General features: G+C 43.4%; 16 protein-coding genes. 12 read left to right on the top strand and 4 right to left on the bottom strand.

Going from position 1 to position 19,564, the window contains the following annotated elements:
• Positions 1–54: 54 nt before the first annotated feature.
• The 5 genes from ribBA (at position 55) to CXF83_RS17155 (ending at position 3,835) form a co-directional block, all read left to right on the top strand.
• Complete coding sequence (ribBA, locus tag CXF83_RS17175) at positions 55–1,158, top strand: bifunctional 3,4-dihydroxy-2-butanone-4-phosphate synthase/GTP cyclohydrolase II (RefSeq protein WP_101090592.1); 1,104 nt, start codon at positions 55–57, stop codon at positions 1,156–1,158.
• A gap of 145 nt (positions 1,159–1,303) precedes the next feature.
• Positions 1,304–1,780: a 6,7-dimethyl-8-ribityllumazine synthase gene (ribH, locus tag CXF83_RS17170; RefSeq protein ID WP_101090593.1), complete on the top strand. Its 477-nt coding sequence runs from the start codon at positions 1,304–1,306 to the stop codon at positions 1,778–1,780.
• 14 nt (positions 1,781–1,794) lie between these two features.
• Complete coding sequence (nusB, locus tag CXF83_RS17165; RefSeq protein WP_101090594.1) at positions 1,795–2,202, top strand: transcription antitermination factor NusB; 408 nt, start codon at positions 1,795–1,797, stop codon at positions 2,200–2,202.
• Positions 2,203–2,381: 179 nt separating this feature from the next.
• The gene (gene thiL, locus CXF83_RS17160; protein ID WP_101090675.1) at positions 2,382–3,341 is read left to right on the top strand and encodes a thiamine-phosphate kinase; all 960 of its coding nucleotides are present in this window, start codon (positions 2,382–2,384) and stop codon (positions 3,339–3,341) included.
• Positions 3,341–3,835 (top strand): phosphatidylglycerophosphatase A, encoded by a 495-nt coding sequence (locus CXF83_RS17155; RefSeq protein ID WP_101090595.1) that lies wholly within the window; start codon positions 3,341–3,343, stop codon positions 3,833–3,835. Before thiL ends, CXF83_RS17155 begins: the two co-directional genes overlap by 1 nt.
• Positions 3,836–3,906: 71 nt before the next feature.
• Here the strand turns inward: CXF83_RS17155 and recN are convergent, their stop codons facing one another.
• Entirely contained in the window at positions 3,907–5,568 is a 1,662-nt protein-coding gene (recN, locus tag CXF83_RS17150) for a DNA repair protein RecN (protein WP_101090596.1), read from the bottom strand.
• Between the two features lie 272 nt (positions 5,569–5,840).
• Positions 5,841–6,797 (bottom strand): AEC family transporter, encoded by a 957-nt coding sequence (locus CXF83_RS17145; protein WP_101090597.1) that lies wholly within the window; start codon positions 6,795–6,797, stop codon positions 5,841–5,843.
• Positions 6,798–6,942: 145 nt separating this feature from the next.
• On the opposite strand from CXF83_RS17145, the gene CXF83_RS17140 reads away from it, so the two are divergent.
• A complete protein-coding gene (locus CXF83_RS17140) occupies positions 6,943–7,845 on the top strand; it encodes a LysR family transcriptional regulator (protein ID WP_101090598.1) in 903 nt (300 codons plus the stop codon).
• Positions 7,846–7,953: 108 nt separating this feature from the next.
• On the opposite strand, the gene CXF83_RS17135 is transcribed toward CXF83_RS17140, so the two are convergent.
• Together CXF83_RS17135 and barA are read right to left on the bottom strand one after the other, a co-directional pair.
• A complete protein-coding gene (locus CXF83_RS17135; protein ID WP_101090599.1) occupies positions 7,954–8,559 on the bottom strand; it encodes a YjaG family protein in 606 nt (201 codons plus the stop codon).
• Positions 8,549–11,338 carry a two-component sensor histidine kinase BarA gene (gene barA, locus CXF83_RS17130; RefSeq protein WP_443018867.1) on the bottom strand — a complete coding sequence of 930 codons (2,790 nt, stop codon included), beginning with the start codon at positions 11,336–11,338 and terminating at the stop codon, positions 8,549–8,551. The genes CXF83_RS17135 and barA overlap by 11 nt, the downstream gene beginning before the upstream one ends.
• A gap of 116 nt (positions 11,339–11,454) precedes the next feature.
• On the opposite strand from barA, the gene rlmD reads away from it, so the two are divergent.
• The 6 genes from rlmD (at position 11,455) to ftsB (ending at position 19,536) form a co-directional block, all read left to right on the top strand.
• Complete coding sequence (gene rlmD / locus CXF83_RS17125; protein WP_101090601.1) at positions 11,455–12,792, top strand: 23S rRNA (uracil(1939)-C(5))-methyltransferase RlmD; 1,338 nt, start codon at positions 11,455–11,457, stop codon at positions 12,790–12,792.
• Positions 12,793–12,929: 137 nt separating this feature from the next.
• Positions 12,930–15,143, top strand: coding sequence for a GTP diphosphokinase (gene relA / locus CXF83_RS17120; RefSeq protein WP_101090602.1), 2,214 nt, complete (start codon positions 12,930–12,932; stop codon positions 15,141–15,143).
• A gap of 24 nt (positions 15,144–15,167) precedes the next feature.
• Positions 15,168–15,971: a nucleoside triphosphate pyrophosphohydrolase gene (gene mazG, locus CXF83_RS17115; protein ID WP_101090603.1), complete on the top strand. Its 804-nt coding sequence runs from the start codon at positions 15,168–15,170 to the stop codon at positions 15,969–15,971.
• A gap of 116 nt (positions 15,972–16,087) precedes the next feature.
• Positions 16,088–17,725 (top strand): CTP synthase, encoded by a 1,638-nt coding sequence (locus CXF83_RS17110; RefSeq protein WP_101090604.1) that lies wholly within the window; start codon positions 16,088–16,090, stop codon positions 17,723–17,725.
• Positions 17,726–17,853: 128 nt separating this feature from the next.
• Positions 17,854–19,149 carry a phosphopyruvate hydratase gene (eno, locus tag CXF83_RS17105; protein WP_101090605.1) on the top strand — a complete coding sequence of 432 codons (1,296 nt, stop codon included), beginning with the start codon at positions 17,854–17,856 and terminating at the stop codon, positions 19,147–19,149.
• A 90-nt stretch (positions 19,150–19,239) separates the two neighbouring features.
• Positions 19,240–19,536: a cell division protein FtsB gene (gene ftsB, locus CXF83_RS17100; protein WP_101090606.1), complete on the top strand. Its 297-nt coding sequence runs from the start codon at positions 19,240–19,242 to the stop codon at positions 19,534–19,536.
• The last annotated feature ends 28 nt before the right edge of the window (positions 19,537–19,564 follow it).

The raw sequence follows: 19,564 nt of genomic DNA, 5'->3' as shown, positions 1-19,564 counted from the left end.
GCATAAAGGTTAGCAACCTCACTTAATGCAGTAATACAAAATAAAGGTCTGAACATGTCGCTACATAGTATAGAAGAGATCATCGAAGATATTCGTCTAGGCAAGATGGTTATCTTGATGGATGATGAAGATAGAGAAAATGAAGGCGACCTTATTATGGCTGCTGACATGGTGACGCCAGAGGCGGTTAACTTTATGGCGATGTTCGGTCGCGGTCTTATTTGTCAAACCTTGACTAAAGAACGTTGCGAACAGCTAAACCTGCCTTTAATGGTCACCAACAATAATGCCCAGTTCTCAACCAACTTTACAATGTCTATTGAAGCGGCTGAAGGTGTCACAACGGGTATTTCAGCGCAAGATCGTGCCGTCACGGTAAAAGCTGCAGTTGCCAAAGATGCTAAGCCTAGTGATATTGTGCAACCTGGCCACATATTCCCATTGATGGCAAAAGAGGGTGGCGTGCTCATCCGTGCCGGTCATACTGAAGCGGGCTGTGACTTAGCAAGATTAGCAGGTTTTGAAGCTTCATCAGTCATCGTTGAAATTTTAAAGGACGATGGCACCATGGCGCGTCGTCCAGATCTTGAAATTTTTGCTGAAAAGCACGGATTAAAGATGGGCACTATTGCTGACCTAATTGAATACCGCAACACTAAAGAAACCAGTGTTGTACGTGAAGCGCAATGTAAGCTACCAACCCGTTTTGGTGAGTTTGATATGCTGACTTTCCGTGACACTATCGATAATCAATTACACTATGTATTAGTCAAAGGTCCGGTTACAGAGAACATACTTGTACGTGTTCACCTACAAAATACCTTTAACGACCTTTTACATTCCGAGCGCGATCAGCAACGCAGTTGGCCACTAGAAAAAGCAATGCAGCGCATTAGCGAAGACGGTGGCGTACTGGTACTGCTCGGTCATCAAGAGCATAGCAGTGATATTTTAGCCAAAGTTAAAGCATTTGAAGCTGAAGATAACGGCAGTGCACCTATTACAGCTAAGTGGCAAGGAACCTCACGTCAAGTGGGTGTTGGCTCGCAAATCCTAGCAAATGTAGGCGTGACATCAATGCGGTTACTTAGCTCACCAAAGCGTTATCATTCACTATCAGGCTTTGGTTTAGAAGTAACTGATTATATAGCAGAATAAAATACTATCTTGGGTTGGAAAATCATCCAAGGGGTAATTTAACACTTTTCTTATAAATTGCATGGGGATCAGCGTTAACGGCTGTGGTATCATACCGCCTCTTCCGCCCCCATGCTGGGTAATTAGCTAATTTTAGGTAAGATAAATGCACATAGTTCAAGGTAATATCGAATCGAAAAACGCAAAAATTGCGATCGTAGTTTCACGTTTTAATAGCTTTGTTGTAGATAGTTTACTTAGTGGTGCGGTAGACACTCTTAAGCGTTTTGGCCAAGTTTCAGATGATAATATCACTGTAATTAAAGTGCCTGGCGCTGTTGAACTGCCACTTGCTGCACGTCGTGTTGCGGCAAGCGGAAAATTTGACGGAATAATCTCACTTGGTGCGGTTATCCGTGGCGGTACACCTCATTTTGATTTTGTTGCAGGCGAATGTAATAAAGGTCTAGCTCAAGTTGCACTTGAATTTGATATTCCTGTTTCATTCGGCGTTTTAACCACTGATACTATTGAACAAGCAATTGAACGTTCAGGTACTAAAGCAGGCAACAAAGGCGGCGAAGCTGCTTTGGGTCTGTTAGAGATGGTTAACGTGCTGCAAGCACTTGAAGAACACCTGTAATCTAGGACAATTTAATGAAGCCTTCAGAGCGCCGAAAGGCACGTCGTTTAGCGGTTCAGGCCATTTACTCTTGGCAGCTAAGTGGCAACAATATTGCTGATGTTGAGCATGAGTTTCTAACTGAACAAAATGTTGATGGTGTCGATATAACTTACTTTCGTGAGTTATTAGCGGGCGTAGCAACTAAGAAAAGCCAATTGGATGAGCTAATCATTCCATTTTTGACTCGTCCTTTGAATGAAGTTGACCCTGTCGAAAAGGCGATTGTTCGTTTAGCAACTTATGAGCTGACTTTCCGCAAGGATGTTCCTTATAAAGTAGCAATTAACGAAGCTATCGAGCTTGCCAAAGCATTCGGCGCTGAAGATGGACATAAGTTCGTTAACGGTATTCTGGATAAGCTAGTCGCAAGAACGAAATAGTAAAAACGGCATCTTCGGATGCCGTTTTTGTATGCCTAAAAAGAGAATAACAGTTGCATGATCCGTGGCTGGCATTTAATAGCAGAACACATCTAACGTAACTAAAATCATAGCTAAGATCCTCTTACTATTAGATCCTCTTTTTTCCTCAAACCACTTCTTAATTTGTGATTGGTATTGTGAAAGAATTTCAATTAATCGAAAGCTTTTTTATTGGGCGTGCCCAGTCTCGAAAAGACGTTGCACTTGGCATTGGTGATGATTGCGCCATTGTTGAACCCGCTGCAAATAAATCTGTTGTGATATCTTGTGACACCTTAGTGGAAAACGTGCACTTCTTTGCTGATATGCCTGCAAAAGATCTGGGGTATAAGTCGCTAGCGGTGAATTTATCCGATCTGGCTGCTATGGGGGCGGAGCCTGCATGGATGACATTGGCGCTAACCTTGCCAGAAGTCGACGAAAATTGGTTGGCAGATTATAGTGAAGGCTTGTTTGAAATTGCCGAATACTATGGCGTAGCACTTATTGGCGGTGATACTACTCGTGGTCCCCGCTCAATCACCATTACCATTAATGGCCAAGTGCCTAAGCATGCGGGTCTGACTCGTAGCGGCGCAAGAAATGGAGATTGGATCTACGCTACCGGCACATTAGGTGATTCAGCTTTAGGGCTAGATCTACTGCGCGGAAAAGCGGATTGTAATGAAGACGATAGAAACTATCTTATTAATCGTCATTACCGGCCAACTCCAAGGGTATTAGCGGGGCAAGCACTGCGCACGCTGGCATCGAGTGCCATTGATATTTCTGATGGTTTAGTCTCTGATATCCGACATGTACTGAAAGCCTCGAATATTGGCGCCACAATCAATGTCGATAAGCTGCCTTTATCTCCCCAGCTCAAAGCCAATGTCTCAGCTGAGATGGCGCTAAGCTATGCATTAACGGGTGGTGAGGATTATGAACTACTCTTTACTGTCTCTGAAGCCCAAAAAGGCGCACTAGAGATCGCATTGGCTGAGACGGGTGTGAAGTTTACTAAGATTGGTCAAATTTGCACGGGTGGCAAGTTGAAATTGTTGTTAGATAAACAGCCATTTGAGCCCATTAACCTCGGATTTGAGCACTTTAATTGATGAATTTACTTTCAAAAGATAAAGCACTAACCAAGCTGTCTCTTAAAAATCCTATTCATTTTTTGGCATTAGGATTTGGCTCAGGTTTAGCCGCAAAGGCGCCAGGTACGTTTGGTACGCTTGCCGCCATACCGCTCTACTTATTAATGGCACCATTGAGCTTACCTTGGTATATCGGCTTGACGCTTTTTACCGTCTTAATCGGCTTTTATATATGTGATAAAGCCGCTAAAGATATGGGCGTGCATGATCACGGTGCTATTGTTTGGGATGAGATTGCCGGTTTACTTATCACCATGATAGCGGCGCCAGTGGGTTGGCAATGGTTACTGGCCGGTTTTGTGTTGTTTCGCTTTTTTGATATTTTGAAACCATGGCCGATTCGTTGGCTGGATGCAAAAGTGCAAGGTGGTTTTGGGATTATGATTGATGATGTACTTGCAGGGATATTTTCCTTGATTTGCTTACACACCGCAGCTCACTACTTGATTTAGGTCGTGAGTGTGGCATTAAAAAAGGAGCTATTGTTAGCTCCTTTTTTAATGGTTGTTTTACGCAAGTTCATTTAACTAAACAGCAGCTCTTTAGCATTGGCAATCGTATTACTGGTAATGGTGTCACCTCCCAGTAAGCGAGCTAACTCCTCAATTCGCTGGTCTTTATCTAGGGCAACCATGGATGTTTCTGTTTTACCAGATTTACTGGTCTTATTAACAAACATATGTTGATGGCCATTACCGGCAACTTGCGGTAAGTGGGTCACGCAAAATACTTGAGTCGATTCCCCTAAACTCCGCAGCATCCGGCCGACGACAGCCGCCGTTGGACCTGATATCCCCACATCTACTTCATCAAAAATGAGTGTTGGAGTCGCGACTTTTTTAGCGGTAATAACTTGTATGCCAAGGCCTATTCGAGAGAGTTCTCCGCCTGAGGCCACTTTAGCAATGGGCTGCAAAGGTTGACCTGGATTGGTGGTCACGAGAAACTCAATAGCATCGGAGCCTTGAGGGCTAATGACGGCTTGATTAAAGTTGACTGCGATACTGAATTTACCCTTAGGCATGCTCAGCTCATGAATCGATTGAGTCACTTTTTTATCGAGTTCTTTAGCGTAGCGGCCACGACTAAGGCTTAGTTTTCGTGCGTGATTCAAATATGCCTGTTGGCTATTTTGCAGTTGATTGCGGATCTCTTCAAGTTTGTCCCCGTCCGATCCAAGCTCATTGAGTTCATTCAACAGACCTTGATGGTGAGCAAACAATTCACTGGCATTGACATGGTGTTTGCGCGCCAGTTGCAGTGCTTTAGAGATCCGAAGCTCTAATTGTTCAAAGTATTCAGGGTCGAGTTCTAAACCTTCTAAATACCGTTCAAGCTCGCTACTACTCTCTTGTACTTGAATAAGTGCATCATTAAGCATGGCGACAACGCTGCCAAGTTCGGCATCATAACTTTCTAAATCTTGCCCCTGACTTATAGAGGTATTTAATAATGACTCAACACTCGCTTGATCATTGTCCTGCAAAATATTTAATTGGCTACGGCATAGCTCGATTAATGCTGTGCTGTTGGCGAGTTTTTTATGTTCAGCCTCTATGGTTTCAAACTCGCCTTTAGCAATGGCAAACTCATTGAGTTCTTCAACCTGGTATTGCAGTAACTGTTTACGAGCAAGCCTTTCATGCTGCGCTAACTCTAATTGATGTAACTGTTTTTCAACAGTTTTACATCTCTGATAACTCGCCGCTACAGTGTCGAGTAGCATTTTATGGTTGGCGTAACTATCGAGTAAAGTAAGCTGGTGCTCACTTTTTAGCATCGCATGGTGAGCGTGTTGGCCATGAATGCCAATCAGCAGTTGTCCGAGGCATTTTATCTGTGCAAGTGGGACTGGATTACCATTGATATATGCGCGTGAGCGGCCATCATTATTGATGGTTCGTCTTAAGATACACTCATTATCTAGTTCGAGATCATTATCTTCTAACCAGCGCTTTGCGAGTGGAATATCAGATAATGAAAAGCGTGCACTTACCTCCGCTTTGGTGGCGCCAGGCCGAATGGCATTAGCGTCGGCTCGATTACCTAGGCACAAGCCTAATGCATCTATAGCAATAGATTTACCCGCGCCGGTTTCACCAGTGATACTGGTCATGCCGGCTTTAAAATCGAGTTCCAAAAAACGCACAATAGCAAAATTATTAATGCTGAGTTGGCAAAGCATAGTGATGTCCTATCCCAATACACTGTATTAATGAACAGTATATACTGTTTTTTTATACAGTAAACTATCAGTTGGAAAATTAATCGATATCGGCAACTTTTTTCATCTCTAATTACCGCGTTCTATAAGCTAAAAGGTAATAAATACAGTTAGATGGGAAGTATTCATTAGCGGAGTAATAAATTTATCTAGTGCACTCTCTCACTATGCAGAAGTAAAAGTTGCTAGAACCAAGGTTTAGCAAGGCGGGCTTTTAAATTAAGCATCGAATGTTAACCCAATAGATAAGCTTCTAATAACGGTAAAGTAATAAAGGTGACAAGGGTACCCAATAGTATTCCCTGAGCACTGGTGATGACTTGAGTTTGGTACCGTTGTGCAAGTAGGTAGACACTGGCAGCAGTCGGCAGCGCCGCGAGTATGACGCCCATAGCAATCAATTGTGGATCAACATCTAGGCTAAACATGATCAAGTAAGTGACTAGAGGCTGAAAAATCAGTTTAATGGCATTGATAACACTAATCTCTGTGAGCTGTTTCAGGCTAATAATATGTGTTGAAGTTTGGTGTTGAGCTGATTTAGCGAGCACCATACCTATGGCAAACAGTGCACAAGGGCTCGAGGTCATACCCAGTTGACGAATGATGAGGGCGATACTATCAGGCAAAGTAATTGTCATTGCGGATAGGACTATCCCAACCATACTACCCACTACAATAGGGTTGTGCATTAAGGCGAGGCTAATGATTTTTGCCGCTGAGCTGCTTTGCTTGCGGCCAATCATTTCCAATGACACGAGCGCGATGGCAAAAATTAACACCGATAATAGACTGGCAATAGCGGCTGCGGCGAGTGCCGTTTGATTATTGGGAAACAACATCGCCATTAAGGGAATACCGATAAAAGCAGTATTGCCAAAGGTGGCGTTGAGCGCTCGCATAGACGCGACTGCGTTTTGAGATGGATTGGTCCAACGCGAGACGAGAAAGGTGATCGCGTAGCTGGTTAGCATGGCGCCACTAAACCCAGCGATATAACCCCAGTGCAGTATGTCGTTGATCGGGGTTTGTGCCAATGTGATCAGCATAATGGCCGGAAACGCAATATAGTACACATATTGGTTTAAAACTTGATCGGTCTCAGCAGGCAGCAGTTTTGATTTTTGCACCAAAGTGCCAATCAACATGATGCCAAATACAGCGAGTAGTGGCGTTATAACAGCTGACATATTTTCTCTATTAACTTGTCCACAATATACGTAAAACACGCATAAAATTGAGTTAGAACATTATCATATTTACGTTTTGTTATACTATTAATCTTAGGTCGTAGCCGATCCCCTTTTTATGTTTTAAACGCTTGGGTTTATATTGATGAATAGTAATTTTGGTTTGGAATTACAGCTGATCTACCAATTTGTTCATTTAGTTAATGCAGGGAGCTTTTCCCAAGCCGCTAAAGAGCTGGAGATGCCAATTGCAACGGTGAGCCGTAAGTTGACTAAATTGGAAACACAGCTCGATAAGCAGTTGTTGATGAGGAACACTCGCAAGCTGCGTCTAACAGAGGAGGGCATAGCGCTGTTTCAGCAATATCAGGCCATAGTATCTCAGTTTGACAGTATCAGAGGCGCTGCGGTGGATAAGCCTGAAGGTACCCTTAGAATAGCGGCTCCGGTGTCAATTATTTCGATGATTTTCATCCATGCCATTAACGAGTTTTGTGAAAAATTCCCAGATATACAGCTGCATATAGTACAAAATAATAACGTAATCGATCTTATAGATGAGGGGGTTGATGTTGCTATTGTCGGTGGCACCCAACCAGATTCTTCTTGGGTGTCGAGCTCTCTTGGCGTGCTTAATTATGGTTTGTTTGCCTCGTCGCAGTATATGGATAAGGCACCTAGCTTGTGCCATCCAAGCGATTTAGAACAACACGCGTTGATTAAAGTATGGCCTTTGTTTAACTGGACTTTAAAGCACCCATCGGGAGAGAACTTTTATTATGATGGACCTGCAAAACTGACGTTAAGTGAGTTAAATGGCGCAGTGCAGGCCGCTGTAGATCATGGTGGGGTTTTATATGGCCCAGCACTTTTTGTGAAAAACCAGCTTAAGAGCGGCCAGTTGACAACGCTATTACCTGAATGGATTGGTGAGAAAAGGCGGATTTCAATCTTGTATCATCAACGCAGTCATCAACCTTTGAAGGTTAAGCTCTTTATCGAGTTTATGCAGTCCAAAGCGGAGCAATTGTTCTCGATGGACAGTTAAGGGAACAACTATCACCTTGAATTAAGCGTATTCTATACCCACGTGATCCTGATGTTACAAATGGCATGAGTATAAGAGTCGCTTTAATAAAGCGACTCTTTTGCGGTATTACTCTGCTGCGCTGACGCCAATATTTGATATGCCGACGGTGACAATTTCTCGGCGTAACTCTTTGATGAAATCGGCTTTGAGATGTGGGTTCTTTTCGATGGTTTGCAGAAGATCTTCTTGCATCTCTTTTTCTTCAACCATGACTTCATGGTTAAAAATATAATCATCTAATTCTGATTCTTTATCAAAATCTTGCTCGCAGGTTGCTTCAATATAGTTGGCAACCGTAGCTGACGAGAGCTTACTGATATTAGTGATATCTTCTTCAACTTTACTTTCTAGTGCGCTTAGCAAAGAGGTTAAGGCTACCGCTGCATCTAGTGCTGGATATACGCCGTAGACGTCAAAATCAGCAGGCTCTGGCGTATTTTCTTCTATACGTTCCATTTGTAGCTCTAAATTTAGTTTCAGTTTATTGTCGTACATTGACTGCCAAAGCAGGTTGAGCAGTGTATCGAGCACCTTCGGGTTGCCAAATTCACACACTTCAGAAAAAAGCTGATAATTGGGTAGCATGCGCTGGCATAATGCAATAGCAAAAAGTTTCTTTTGTGCTAGTGTTAGCCCTTTTAAGCGTTGAAAAAAGCCCGGTTTATTTGTCATCTTTTATTTCCACTGATAGCTGGGTGATCACTTGATTAGCGGCTGATTCTACCTTAGTTAACTCATCAAGTAACTCAAGGATTTCAGGTTCTACATCTTCTACAGTAACACCACGCTTTAACCCTGACTCTATCTCCTGACAAAGTTGTTGGGTGGTCGGCACGCCACAATAACAGCTTGCACCGTGTAATTTATGAATACAGGTAAGCATGTTTTGCTGATCAAAATTCGTGAGTGCACTATTGATATGCTCCACCGTCTCTGGCAGTGACTTTAACAACATCTTCAACATATCAATGGCTAAGTTTGGCTTGTTATTTGCCTGCGTCAAACACAGTTCCCAATTTAAGGTGCGCTGATCAAAGTGGGTGAACTTGGGTTTGTTTTTCCATTTGCGGATCACTTCCTTCAGTGCTGCCTCATCGATAGGTTTGGGTAAGTAGCCATCCATACCACTCGATGATATACGCTCTCGCTCTTCAGCTATAGCGTGGGCGGTCACTGCTATAATGGGCGTATTGCGATTAGCTGAATTTTGTCTTATTAGTTTAGTGGCGCTAATGCCGTCAGTGCCTGGCATTTGAATATCCATAAAGATAAGGTCAAAACTGCGTTGTCTTGCAATTTCTACCGCGGCATCACCATTATCGACAATGAGCACTTGGGTCACTAGCTCTTTTAGTAATGTATCCATAAGCTTTAAATTAGCAGGGTTGTCGTCAACTGCCAGTACGGTTAAGTTTTCTCTCACCTCGGGGGCCGACATTATTGCAGGCATTGGCAATACTTCGGCTTCAAGTGTAGATTGTTGATCGATCAAGCTACTGGACAGTCGCTTCTCACCGATAGGCATCGTGAGTTGCTTGTCGATATAGGGGCGAATTTGAGTGAAGATATCCTCACTTTCGACGCAATTGTTTATCAGCATTAAGTAACTTATTTTAGGTTTAGCCACTTTGAGCAGCTCAACACCGTTGCCGCCAGTCGCGAGCGGTTTACAACTAAAGAGCCCATAATCAAACAAGTGATTTGACTGAGTCACAATAAATTCGAGCTGTTTACTGCTGGTCACCTTAGTGACTTTAAGACCCCAGCGTAGCAGCATACGTTCAATGGCATGCTGTGATAACGGATTAGGTTCGAATAGTAAAATGCTTTTATTCTTAAGCGTACCAATTGGTAAGGTATCGCTGATGGGGAATTGGCTTAAGTTAAGAGGTAAGGAAAACCAGAAGGTTGAGCCTTGTTGTAGCTCTGAATTACAGCCTATTTGGCCACCCATTCGATTAACCAAACGCTTGGTGATCACCAGTCCAAGACCGGTACCACCAAAGCGCCTTGAGATAGAAGAATCTGCTTGGCCAAAAGCTTGGAATAATGCGGCCAGTTTTTCGGCATCAATACCGATACCTGTATCAATTATCTCAATACGGACACGCGCTTTACCGTCCGCAATCTCTTCAAGTTGCATCTTAAGCTGCACACTCCCCCTGTCGGTAAACTTAATTGCGTTGCCGACTAAATTCGTCAGGATTTGGCTAAAACGCATCGCATCGCCAGTAACATCCTCTGGAATACGTGGGTCAACATCGATCACCAACTCAATCTGTTTTTCTCGTGCACTGCTAGACAACATAGTGACGGTTTCTTCGACTATTTCACGCAGAGAAAATGGCATGTTTTCCAATACCATTTTACCGGCTTCTAGCTTAGAAAAATCCAAAATATCGTTGATGATACTGAGTAGGCTCGTGGCGCTGCGCTCAATGGTACGAATATAGTCTTGCTGACTGGAGTGTAATGGGGTCTTTAATAACTGTTTTGCAAAACCAATGACGCCATTAAGTGGGGTGCGTAACTCATGGGACATGTTGGCTAAAAATTCAGACTTAATCCGGCTGGCTTCTAGCGCCCGCTTTTTGGCCATATCAAGCTCAACGTTTTGGATCTCAATTTGTTCGAGTGTCTCTCGTAAATCAGATGTGGCTTGGTCAATATTTTGCTGCATTTCATCATGGTATTCCGACAAGGAGCCTGCCATGGCATTAATACCGCGTTTAAGCAGATCCAGCTCACCAATGAGGTTTCCGGTTAAACGGGTGTCGAGTTTACCTTCTCGAATTTTGGCTACCACTCGTACCATTTCAGTAATGGGTTGGGTTACGTTTTTAACCAGTCGGAAAGTAAAAAATAGATTCAGCTGCACCCCAATCAATACAATAATAAACGCCGCCACAGCGGCGCGATGTTGCTCAAGCAGCGCATTCTCTTTATTGATCAATATCGATATGTAGCCGAGTTTAACGGCCTCTATTGAGATCCTATTGTCATTCTCATCGAAGGTATCGACAGGTCGCACTGCACTGTTTTTGAAAATCGGGCTGCGTAAAATCATACTGTCACCGACTTGCTCAAGTTCAGTTCTTAGCATCGAACTTAGCGGTTTGTCGTAACGCATGACTTCATGATTTTTATAATGATGCGAGGTGACGACGACACGGTTGTCGACATCAAAAATAGCAATAAACTGTACTAAAGAGGCTTTGTTGAGCTGAGCGGCGGTGATTAAGCGCTTTGTGGTTTCAAAATCTTTACTGTCTAAACCGACCTCTGCCGCAATGGCTAAAGGCTCGATGATACTACTCGCTTGATCTATGAGCGTTTCTTCAAGTTCATAAAATCTATTTATGGTAAAATAGCTTCCCAATAAAATACCCACTAAAATAGTTGGAGCTAACGCCAATACCAGAACCCATGAACGCAGGCTGTACTTGGTCATATTGTTGGCTTCATTCATGAGACGATTGGGTTACCGATAAATATAGTGAGAGTATTCGATAGACTGCCAGTAACAGCCTGTGTTGGCCAGTTTTTTTTATCTATTTAGAGAGTAACATGGCACAATTTTTTAAAGCAAAACCAAATAGATCTAAACAATTATCCTCAAAGTTATCTTTGGCTGTAACCCAGCTGGATCATCTCGGTGCAGGCATTGCTCATGATCAAGGGAAGATTGTGTTTATAAGCGGTGCACTTCCTGGCGAAACGGTTCAAGTCCAGTTGACTGAGCAGAAAAAGAAGTTTTCTAGAGCAAAACTGTTAAAGGTTGAAAAACCATCAAGCGAGCGTGTCGAGCCTGCGTGCCCGCATTATGCTAGCTGTGGCGGTTGTGATTTACAGCATCTAGATATAGAGGCTCAACGAGCACACAAAGCTCGAGCATTGCAGGAATTGGTCGCTAAATTTGCTCAAACTCAGGCAAGTGAAGTCTGTGATACATTGAGTGATTCGCCTTGGCACTATCGTCGAAGAGCGCGCTTAGCGACTTGGTTTGATCGAAACACCAAACATATTAGTTTAGGGTTTCGGGCCAGTAGTAGCAGCGACGTCGTAGAGATCCAATCCTGTGCTGTAATGACAAAACCACTATCGGGGTTGATCCCTGATCTGGCTTACTTATTAAATCAGCTCAGCGGCAAAAAAGCGTTAGGGCATGTAGAATTGACCCAGGCTGACAACGGCATTTTTGTAGTATTACGTATTACCAAGGCGTTATCGGATAAAGACAGAGAACGTTTGGCTGCATTTGGTGAGAGCAAGGTGCTCAATCTGGTGTTGCAAGACGATAATGCCGAGACTGAACATCTTAGCGGCAATGGTGAACAACCATTCTATTGTTTGGGTGACAGCGATACTGAACTTAAGTTTTCAGCGGGTAACTTCATTCAAGTTAACGCAGCGGTTAACCAAGCAATGGTCAAGCAAGCGGTAGACTGGCTTAACCCTCAAGCAGATGAGCGGGTGCTTGATCTGTTTTGTGGTATCGGTAATTTTAGTTTGCCATTAGCTAAAAGTGGCGCTGAAGTTATTGGTGTTGAAGGGGTGCCAGCCATGGTGGCTCAGGCAACGCTTAACGCGCAGCATAGTGGTTTAGATAAAGTGTCCTTTTTTCATGCCGATTTAAGCGCGGATTTGTCACAAGAACCATGGTTAGGCAAAGTGGATAAGATGCTGATTGATCCTGCAAGAGCGGGGGCTTATGAAAGCATGTTATCGCTAAAGAAGCTTAAACCTAAGGCGTTGGTTTATGTCTCTTGTAATCCTGCAAGCTTAGCGCGTGATAGCGAAGTGATATTAAAGCAAGGTTATGCACTTAAAAAGATAGCCTTGGTGGATATGTTTCCACAAACACACCATTTAGAATCAATGGCATTATTTGAACTGGATAAATAGACAACTTTAGTTACGATTGTCAGCGTTTGTTTATTGACAATATACGCTCAATGCTGAAGATAGAAGGTCTGAATTTTAATGGTTTGGACTGATGTTTTTGGTTTAATCCACTTCGAGACGTAAAGGAATAATAGACGATGGTATCAGTTCGCGAAGCACATTTTAACGACCCTCACTTTCAACTAGAAGAGTGGGTAAAACGTTATATTAGTGATTCCAACGAAGCCAAAACTCTTTTGGAGTTGATAGAGCAGGTTGAGTTATTAGTGGGCCAAAATAAAGAGGCCAACCTTCCTGTACTGCAACGTGCTCGAGAGATGATTGAAATCCTTGCACCTTTGAATATGGATATTGAAACGCTGCAAGCTGCCATTTTGTTTGTTGTTTTTGATGCAGACTTAATCACTCAAGAAGACATTCAAGAGCGCTTTGGCCCAAAACTTGAAGTTTTGGTCTCCAGTGTGGAAACCATGAATGCCATTGGTGCGCTAAAAGTTAACAATCAAACCCGCCATGGTGAGCCGCAAATAGACAACATTCGTAAAATGTTGCTGGCGATGGTTGAAGATGTGCGTGCCGTGGTGATTAAGCTTGCTGAGCGTATTTGTTTGCTGCGGGAAATTAAGAATGCCGACGAAGACGTAAAGGTACTTATTGCGAGAGAGATTGCTGATGTGTATGCACCGTTGGCAAATCGTCTTGGTATTGGGCAGTTGAAATGGGAGCTTGAAGATATCTCTTTTCGCTACCTGCATCCGCAAACTTATAAAGATATCGCCAAGCAACTTGATGGTAAACGCCTCGATAGAGAAACCTTTATCGACGACTTTGTGAGCCAGCTGCAAGCGCGTTTAGATCAGGACGAGATCCGAGCCAAAGTGTATGGCCGTCCAAAACATATCTACAGCATCTGGAAAAAGATGAATGGCAAGCAACTCAAATTTGATGAGTTGTTTGATGTTCGAGCGGTAAGAATTGTTACCGACAGACTACAAGATTGCTATGGAGCATTGGGTGTTGTACATACTCTTTGGCATCATATTCCGCGTGAATTCGACGATTACGTCGCTAACCCTAAGCCGAATGGCTATCAGTCAATCCACACTATTGTGGTGGGGCCTGAAGGTAAAACAGTCGAGATTCAAATCCGTACTGAACAGATGCACGAAGATGCTGAATTAGGTGTCGCCGCCCACTGGAAATATAAAGAGGGCAGTGCAAGTAGCAGTGGCAAGCAAAGCGGCTATGAAGAAAAGATTAACTGGTTACGTAAAATCCTACAGTGGCAAGAAGATGTCGCTGAAAGCGGTAACCTCGTCGAAGAGGTACGTAGCCAAGTTTTTGAAGACCGTGTCTATGTATTTACCCCTAGTGGCGAAGTTGTTGATCTTCCGCTAGGTTCGACGGTGCTGGATTTTGCTTACTATATTCATTCGCATGTCGGACATAAGTGTATTGGCGCCAAGGTTGACGGCCGTATTGTCCAGTTTACTTACCAAGTTGAAACAGGGCAGCGGATTGAAATCATTACTTCTAAAAATCCAAATCCGAAAAGAGATTGGCTTAATCCTAATCTAGGCTATATCAAAACGTCACGGGCACGCTCTAAGATCCAACATTGGTTTAAGCAACAAGATAGAGACAAAAACATTGTTGCAGGCCGTGAAATGCTTGAAAACGAACTGGCGCGCACTAACTTAAAACTCAAAGACGCTCAATCCGCCGTGGAACGATTTAACATGGTCAGCATGGACGATCTCCTTGCCGGGATCGGTGGTGGTGATGTTCGTCTTAATCAAGTTGTTAACCATGTTCAAAGCAAGTTGCGTACTCACGAGCAGTCTGACGAAGAGGTACTAGAAGATCTTGTTAAAAAGAGTCACAGCAAACCGGCCAGAAAAGGGCAAGGACAGGTAGAGGTTAACGGCGTAGGCAATTTAATGAGCCACATTGCTAAATGTTGTCAGCCGGTCCCCGGTGATGAGATTTTCGGTTTCATTACTAAAGGCCGTGGTATCTCGGTGCATCGTGCCGATTGCGATCAAGTAAAAGAGCTTATTCGCGCCCAACCAGAACGTTCTGTTGATGTTGTCTGGGGAGAGAACTACTCCGGCGGCTACAAAATTCGTTTACGAGTGATTGCAAGTGATCGTTCGGGATTGCTTAGAGATCTGACATCTGTACTTGCTGCGGAAAAGTCTAATGTTCTTGCAATGAGCTCATCGTCAGATGTCAAAACGCAAACAGCAGCCATTGAACTTGAGCTTGAACTGTACAATTTGGATGGTTTATCTCGTGTGATGGCCAAGTTGTCACAAGTCGATGGCGTCAGCGAAGCTCGTAGAGTATAAGCCAACATAAAGTAGGAAAGCTTAATGACTAAGCCAGTGGGAAACATGCAGCCTTTGCTGACGATTATGCAAAAGCTGCGAGATCCTCAATCGGGTTGTGCTTGGGATAAAGCCCAAACGTTTCAATCAATCGTGCCTTTCACTTTAGAGGAAGCCTATGAAGTCGCCGATACCATCGAGCGTATTGCACTTGATGAACTGCCAGACGAGTTAGGTGACCTATTGTTTCAGGTGGTATTTTATTGCCAGTTGGGTAAAGAGCAGGGCATGTTTGATTTTGACACTGTCATTAATCGCATTTGCGATAAGTTGACTCGGCGTCACCCGCATGTATTTACCGACCTCAAAAGCAGTAGTACCGATCAGATAAAACAAAACTGGGAAAAAATTAAGGCATCTGAACGCGCAGAGCGTGAACAACATTCAGTACTAGATGATATTCCTCTTAACCTACCAGCACTTTCTCGTTCGATGAAAATTCAAAAAAGAGTCTCTCGTGTCGGTTTTGATTGGCCTGAATTGCCTCCAGTGGTTGCAAAAATCCACGAGGAGATTGATGAAGTACTGCATGAGGTCAATCAAGACGATATTGATCCTGCTAGAGTTAAAGATGAAATGGGTGATCTGCTATTTGCGGTGGTCAATCTAGCTCGGCACTTGGGAGTTGAGCCTGAAGCTGCATTAAGGCAAGCAAATCAAAAGTTTGAAAGGCGCTTTAGAGGGGTTGAAACTAGTGCCGAAGCTAACGGTAAGCCGATGAGTGAACACACATTAGCAGAATTGGATAGCTATTGGGATCAAGTGAAACGAGCTGAGTCGGACAAATAAACTGAATTTTAGGTTAATTCTAGTTTGTCGAATCCGCTATGCTTTGGTATAATATTTCCCCGTCCTCGTGCTTTCTTACAAGCACATATTTCCAACTCATTTTTCTCAGGTTCAGAATGACTACAAGGTATATCTTCGTTACTGGTGGCGTTGTTTCATCACTAGGTAAAGGCATTGCAGCAGCATCTTTGGCTGCAATTTTAGAGGCCCGTGGCCTAAACGTAACCATTATGAAGCTGGATCCATACATTAACGTTGATCCAGGTACCATGAGTCCAACACAGCACGGTGAAGTGTTTGTGACTGAAGACGGCGCGGAAACAGATCTTGATTTAGGTCACTATGAGCGTTTCATTCGTACCAAGATGAATCGCCGTAATAACTTTACTACCGGTCGAATTTACGAAGAAGTATTGCGTAAAGAACGTCGTGGCGATTATTTGGGAGCCACTATTCAGGTTATCCCACATATCACCAATGCAATTAAAGAAAAGGTACTCGCTGGTGGCGAAGGCCACGATGTTGCCATCGTTGAGATTGGCGGCACGGTAGGTGATATTGAATCACTGCCTTTCCTTGAGTCTATTCGTCAACTGGGTGTTGAACTCGGTCGCGAAAGAACACTCTTTATGCACCTTACGTTAGTGCCGTTCTTAGGCGCTGCAGGCGAAGTTAAAACCAAGCCTACCCAGCATTCAGTTAAAGAGCTCCGTTCAATCGGTATCGCTCCTGATGTGTTGGTTTGTCGTGGTGACCGTCCTGTACCTGCAAATGAGAAAGCGAAAATTTCGCTATTTTGTAATGTAGAAGAACGTGCCGTTATTTCACTTAAAGATGTTGATAGTATCTATAAGATCCCTGCTTTGCTTAAAGCGCAGAATCTTGATCAACTGGTCACTAAGCGTTTTGGCATTGATTGTCCTGAAGCTGATTTGCACGAGTGGGAACACGTTATCTACCAAGAAGCGAACCCAACAGGCGAAATCGTTATTGGTATGGTCGGTAAGTATATTGAACTACCTGATGCCTATAAATCAGTTAACGAAGCGTTGAAGCACGCGGGTCTGTTTAATCGTGTATCTGTGCATATTAAGTACATTGATTCACAAAACGTTGAAGCTAAAGGCGACGAAGTCCTTAAAGGTCTTGACGGTATCTTGGTTCCTGGCGGATTCGGTGAACGTGGTATCGAAGGTAAGATCATGGCGGCTAAATACGCTCGTGAGAATAACTTACCTTACTTTGGTATCTGTTTAGGTATGCAAGTTGCGCTGATTGAGTTTGCACGTAACGTTGCGGGCCTTGAGGGTGCGCATTCAACTGAATTCAATAAAGAGACACCACATCCTGTAGTTGGCTTGATCACTGAGTGGACTAACGAAGAAGGTCAGGTTGAAGAGCGTCATGAAACATCAGATCTAGGCGGTACTATGCGCTTAGGTGCGCAGTTATGCCATCTAGAAGAAGGCACAAAAGCGGCTGGAGCCTATAAAGAACTCAGTTGTGTTGAGCGTCATCGTCATCGTTATGAAGTGAACAACAACTACAAAGATCGTCTTGAAAATGCAGGCATGATTTTTAGTGGCCTTTCTTCAGATCGTCAATTGGTTGAAATGATTGAGCTACCAAATCACCCATGGTTTGTAGCGAGTCAATTCCACCCTGAATTTACATCGACACCTCGTGATGGTCAGCCATTATTTGAAGGGTTTATTGCAGCAGCTGCCGCGTATCAGAAACGCGATTTAGGCTAAACCAAAATATCAACCGCTTCCATGTAATGGGAGCGGTTTTTTTGTTTTTGGTGATGTGAGTTTAGATATTACAAATTCGTTTTACTTTTTACTTTAAATTTATCTTTCAAACTTAAATCGAGGGCATTATGGCTAAGATTATTAACATTATCGGTCGCGAAATCATGGATTCTCGCGGTAACCCAACTGTTGAAGCTGAAGTTCATTTAGAAGGCGGATTCATGGGTATGGCTGCAGCACCATCTGGCGCATCTACGGGTAGCCGTGAAGCACTAGAACTTCGTGATGGCGACAAGTCTCGCTACATGGGTAAAGGTGTATTAAAGGCAGTGGCAAACATTAACGGTCTTATTAAAGACGCGTTACTGGGCCAAGATGCAACGGCACAAGCGACAATCGATCAGATTATGATTGATGTTGACGGCACTGAGAACAAAGATAAGTTAGGCGCTAACGCGATCCTTGCTGTTTCTTTGGCTGCTGCAAAAGCGGCTGCTGCATTTAAAGGTATGCCTTTATATGCGCACATTGCTGAGCTGAACGGTACTCCAGGTCAGTACTCAATGCCTGTTCCTATGATGAACATCTTGAACGGTGGTGAGCACGCTGATAACAACGTTGATATCCAAGAGTTCATGGTTCAACCTGTTGGTGCTAAGAGCTTCCGTGAAGCATTACGTATGGGCGCAGAAATTTTCCATAGTCTAAAGAGCGTACTTAAGTCTAAAGGCTTAAACACTGCTGTTGGTGATGAAGGTGGTTTTGCTCCAAACCTTGCTTCTAACGCAGACGCACTTGCTATGATCAAGATTGCTGTTGAAAAAGCGGGTTACAAGCTAGGCACTGATGTCACGCTTGCACTTGACTGTGCTGCTTCTGAGTTCTACAAAGATGGTCAGTATAATCTTGCTGGCGAAGGCAAAGTTTTCACTGCAAACGGTTTCTCTGACTTCCTTAAGTCATTAACTGAGCAGTATCCAATTGCATCAATCGAAGATGGCTTAGATGAGTCTGATTGGGATGGTTGGGCTTACCAAACTCAAATCATGGGCGACAAGATTCAATTAGTGGGTGACGATTTATTCGTGACTAACACTAAAATCTTAAAGCGTGGTATCGACAACAATATCGCTAACTCAATTCTTATTAAGTTCAACCAAATTGGTTCACTTACTGAGACATTAGCTGCAATTCGCATGGCGAAAGAAGCGGGTTACACTGTTGTTATTTCACACCGTAGCGGCGAAACAGAAGATTCAACTATTGCTGATCTTGCTGTTGCGACTTCTGCTGGCCAAATTAAGACAGGTTCTCTATGTCGTAGTGACCGTGTTGCTAAATACAACCAATTACTGCGTATCGAAGAGCAACTTGGCGAAAAAGCACCTTATAACGGCTTAAGCGAGATTAAAGGCCAAGCATAATTTGCTATAAATTTTGAAAAGGCCACCACTCGGTGGCCTTTTTTGTTGTACTATCTGTTTACTATTCCCAGACTCTTTCTATTTAGCATCATGAAACGCCTTCTTCTTGCCTTAATAGTGTTACTTATCTTGCTGCAATATCGCCTTTGGTTAGGGGATAAAAGCCTTGCGGACTCTATTCACCTGCAAGAGCAGATTAAACTACAGCAAGAGAGCAATGCACAATTGGTGGCTAGAAACCAAGTATTAAGAGAAGAAATCAATGATCTACGTAGCGGAACTGAAGCGATTGAAGAGCGAGCCCGTAACGAATTAGGCATGGTTAAAGAGGGAGAGACATTCTTTCGAGTTGTTGGTGGTGACCGCCTCTCAAAACAGAATGATTGATGCTAGATATCAGCTGCTAAGTGGAATT

The organism is Shewanella sp. Choline-02u-19 (assembly GCF_002836205.1).
Taxonomy (GTDB): Bacteria; Pseudomonadota; Gammaproteobacteria; order Enterobacterales; family Shewanellaceae; genus Shewanella.
This window is presented reverse-complemented; position numbering and strand designations above follow the sequence as displayed.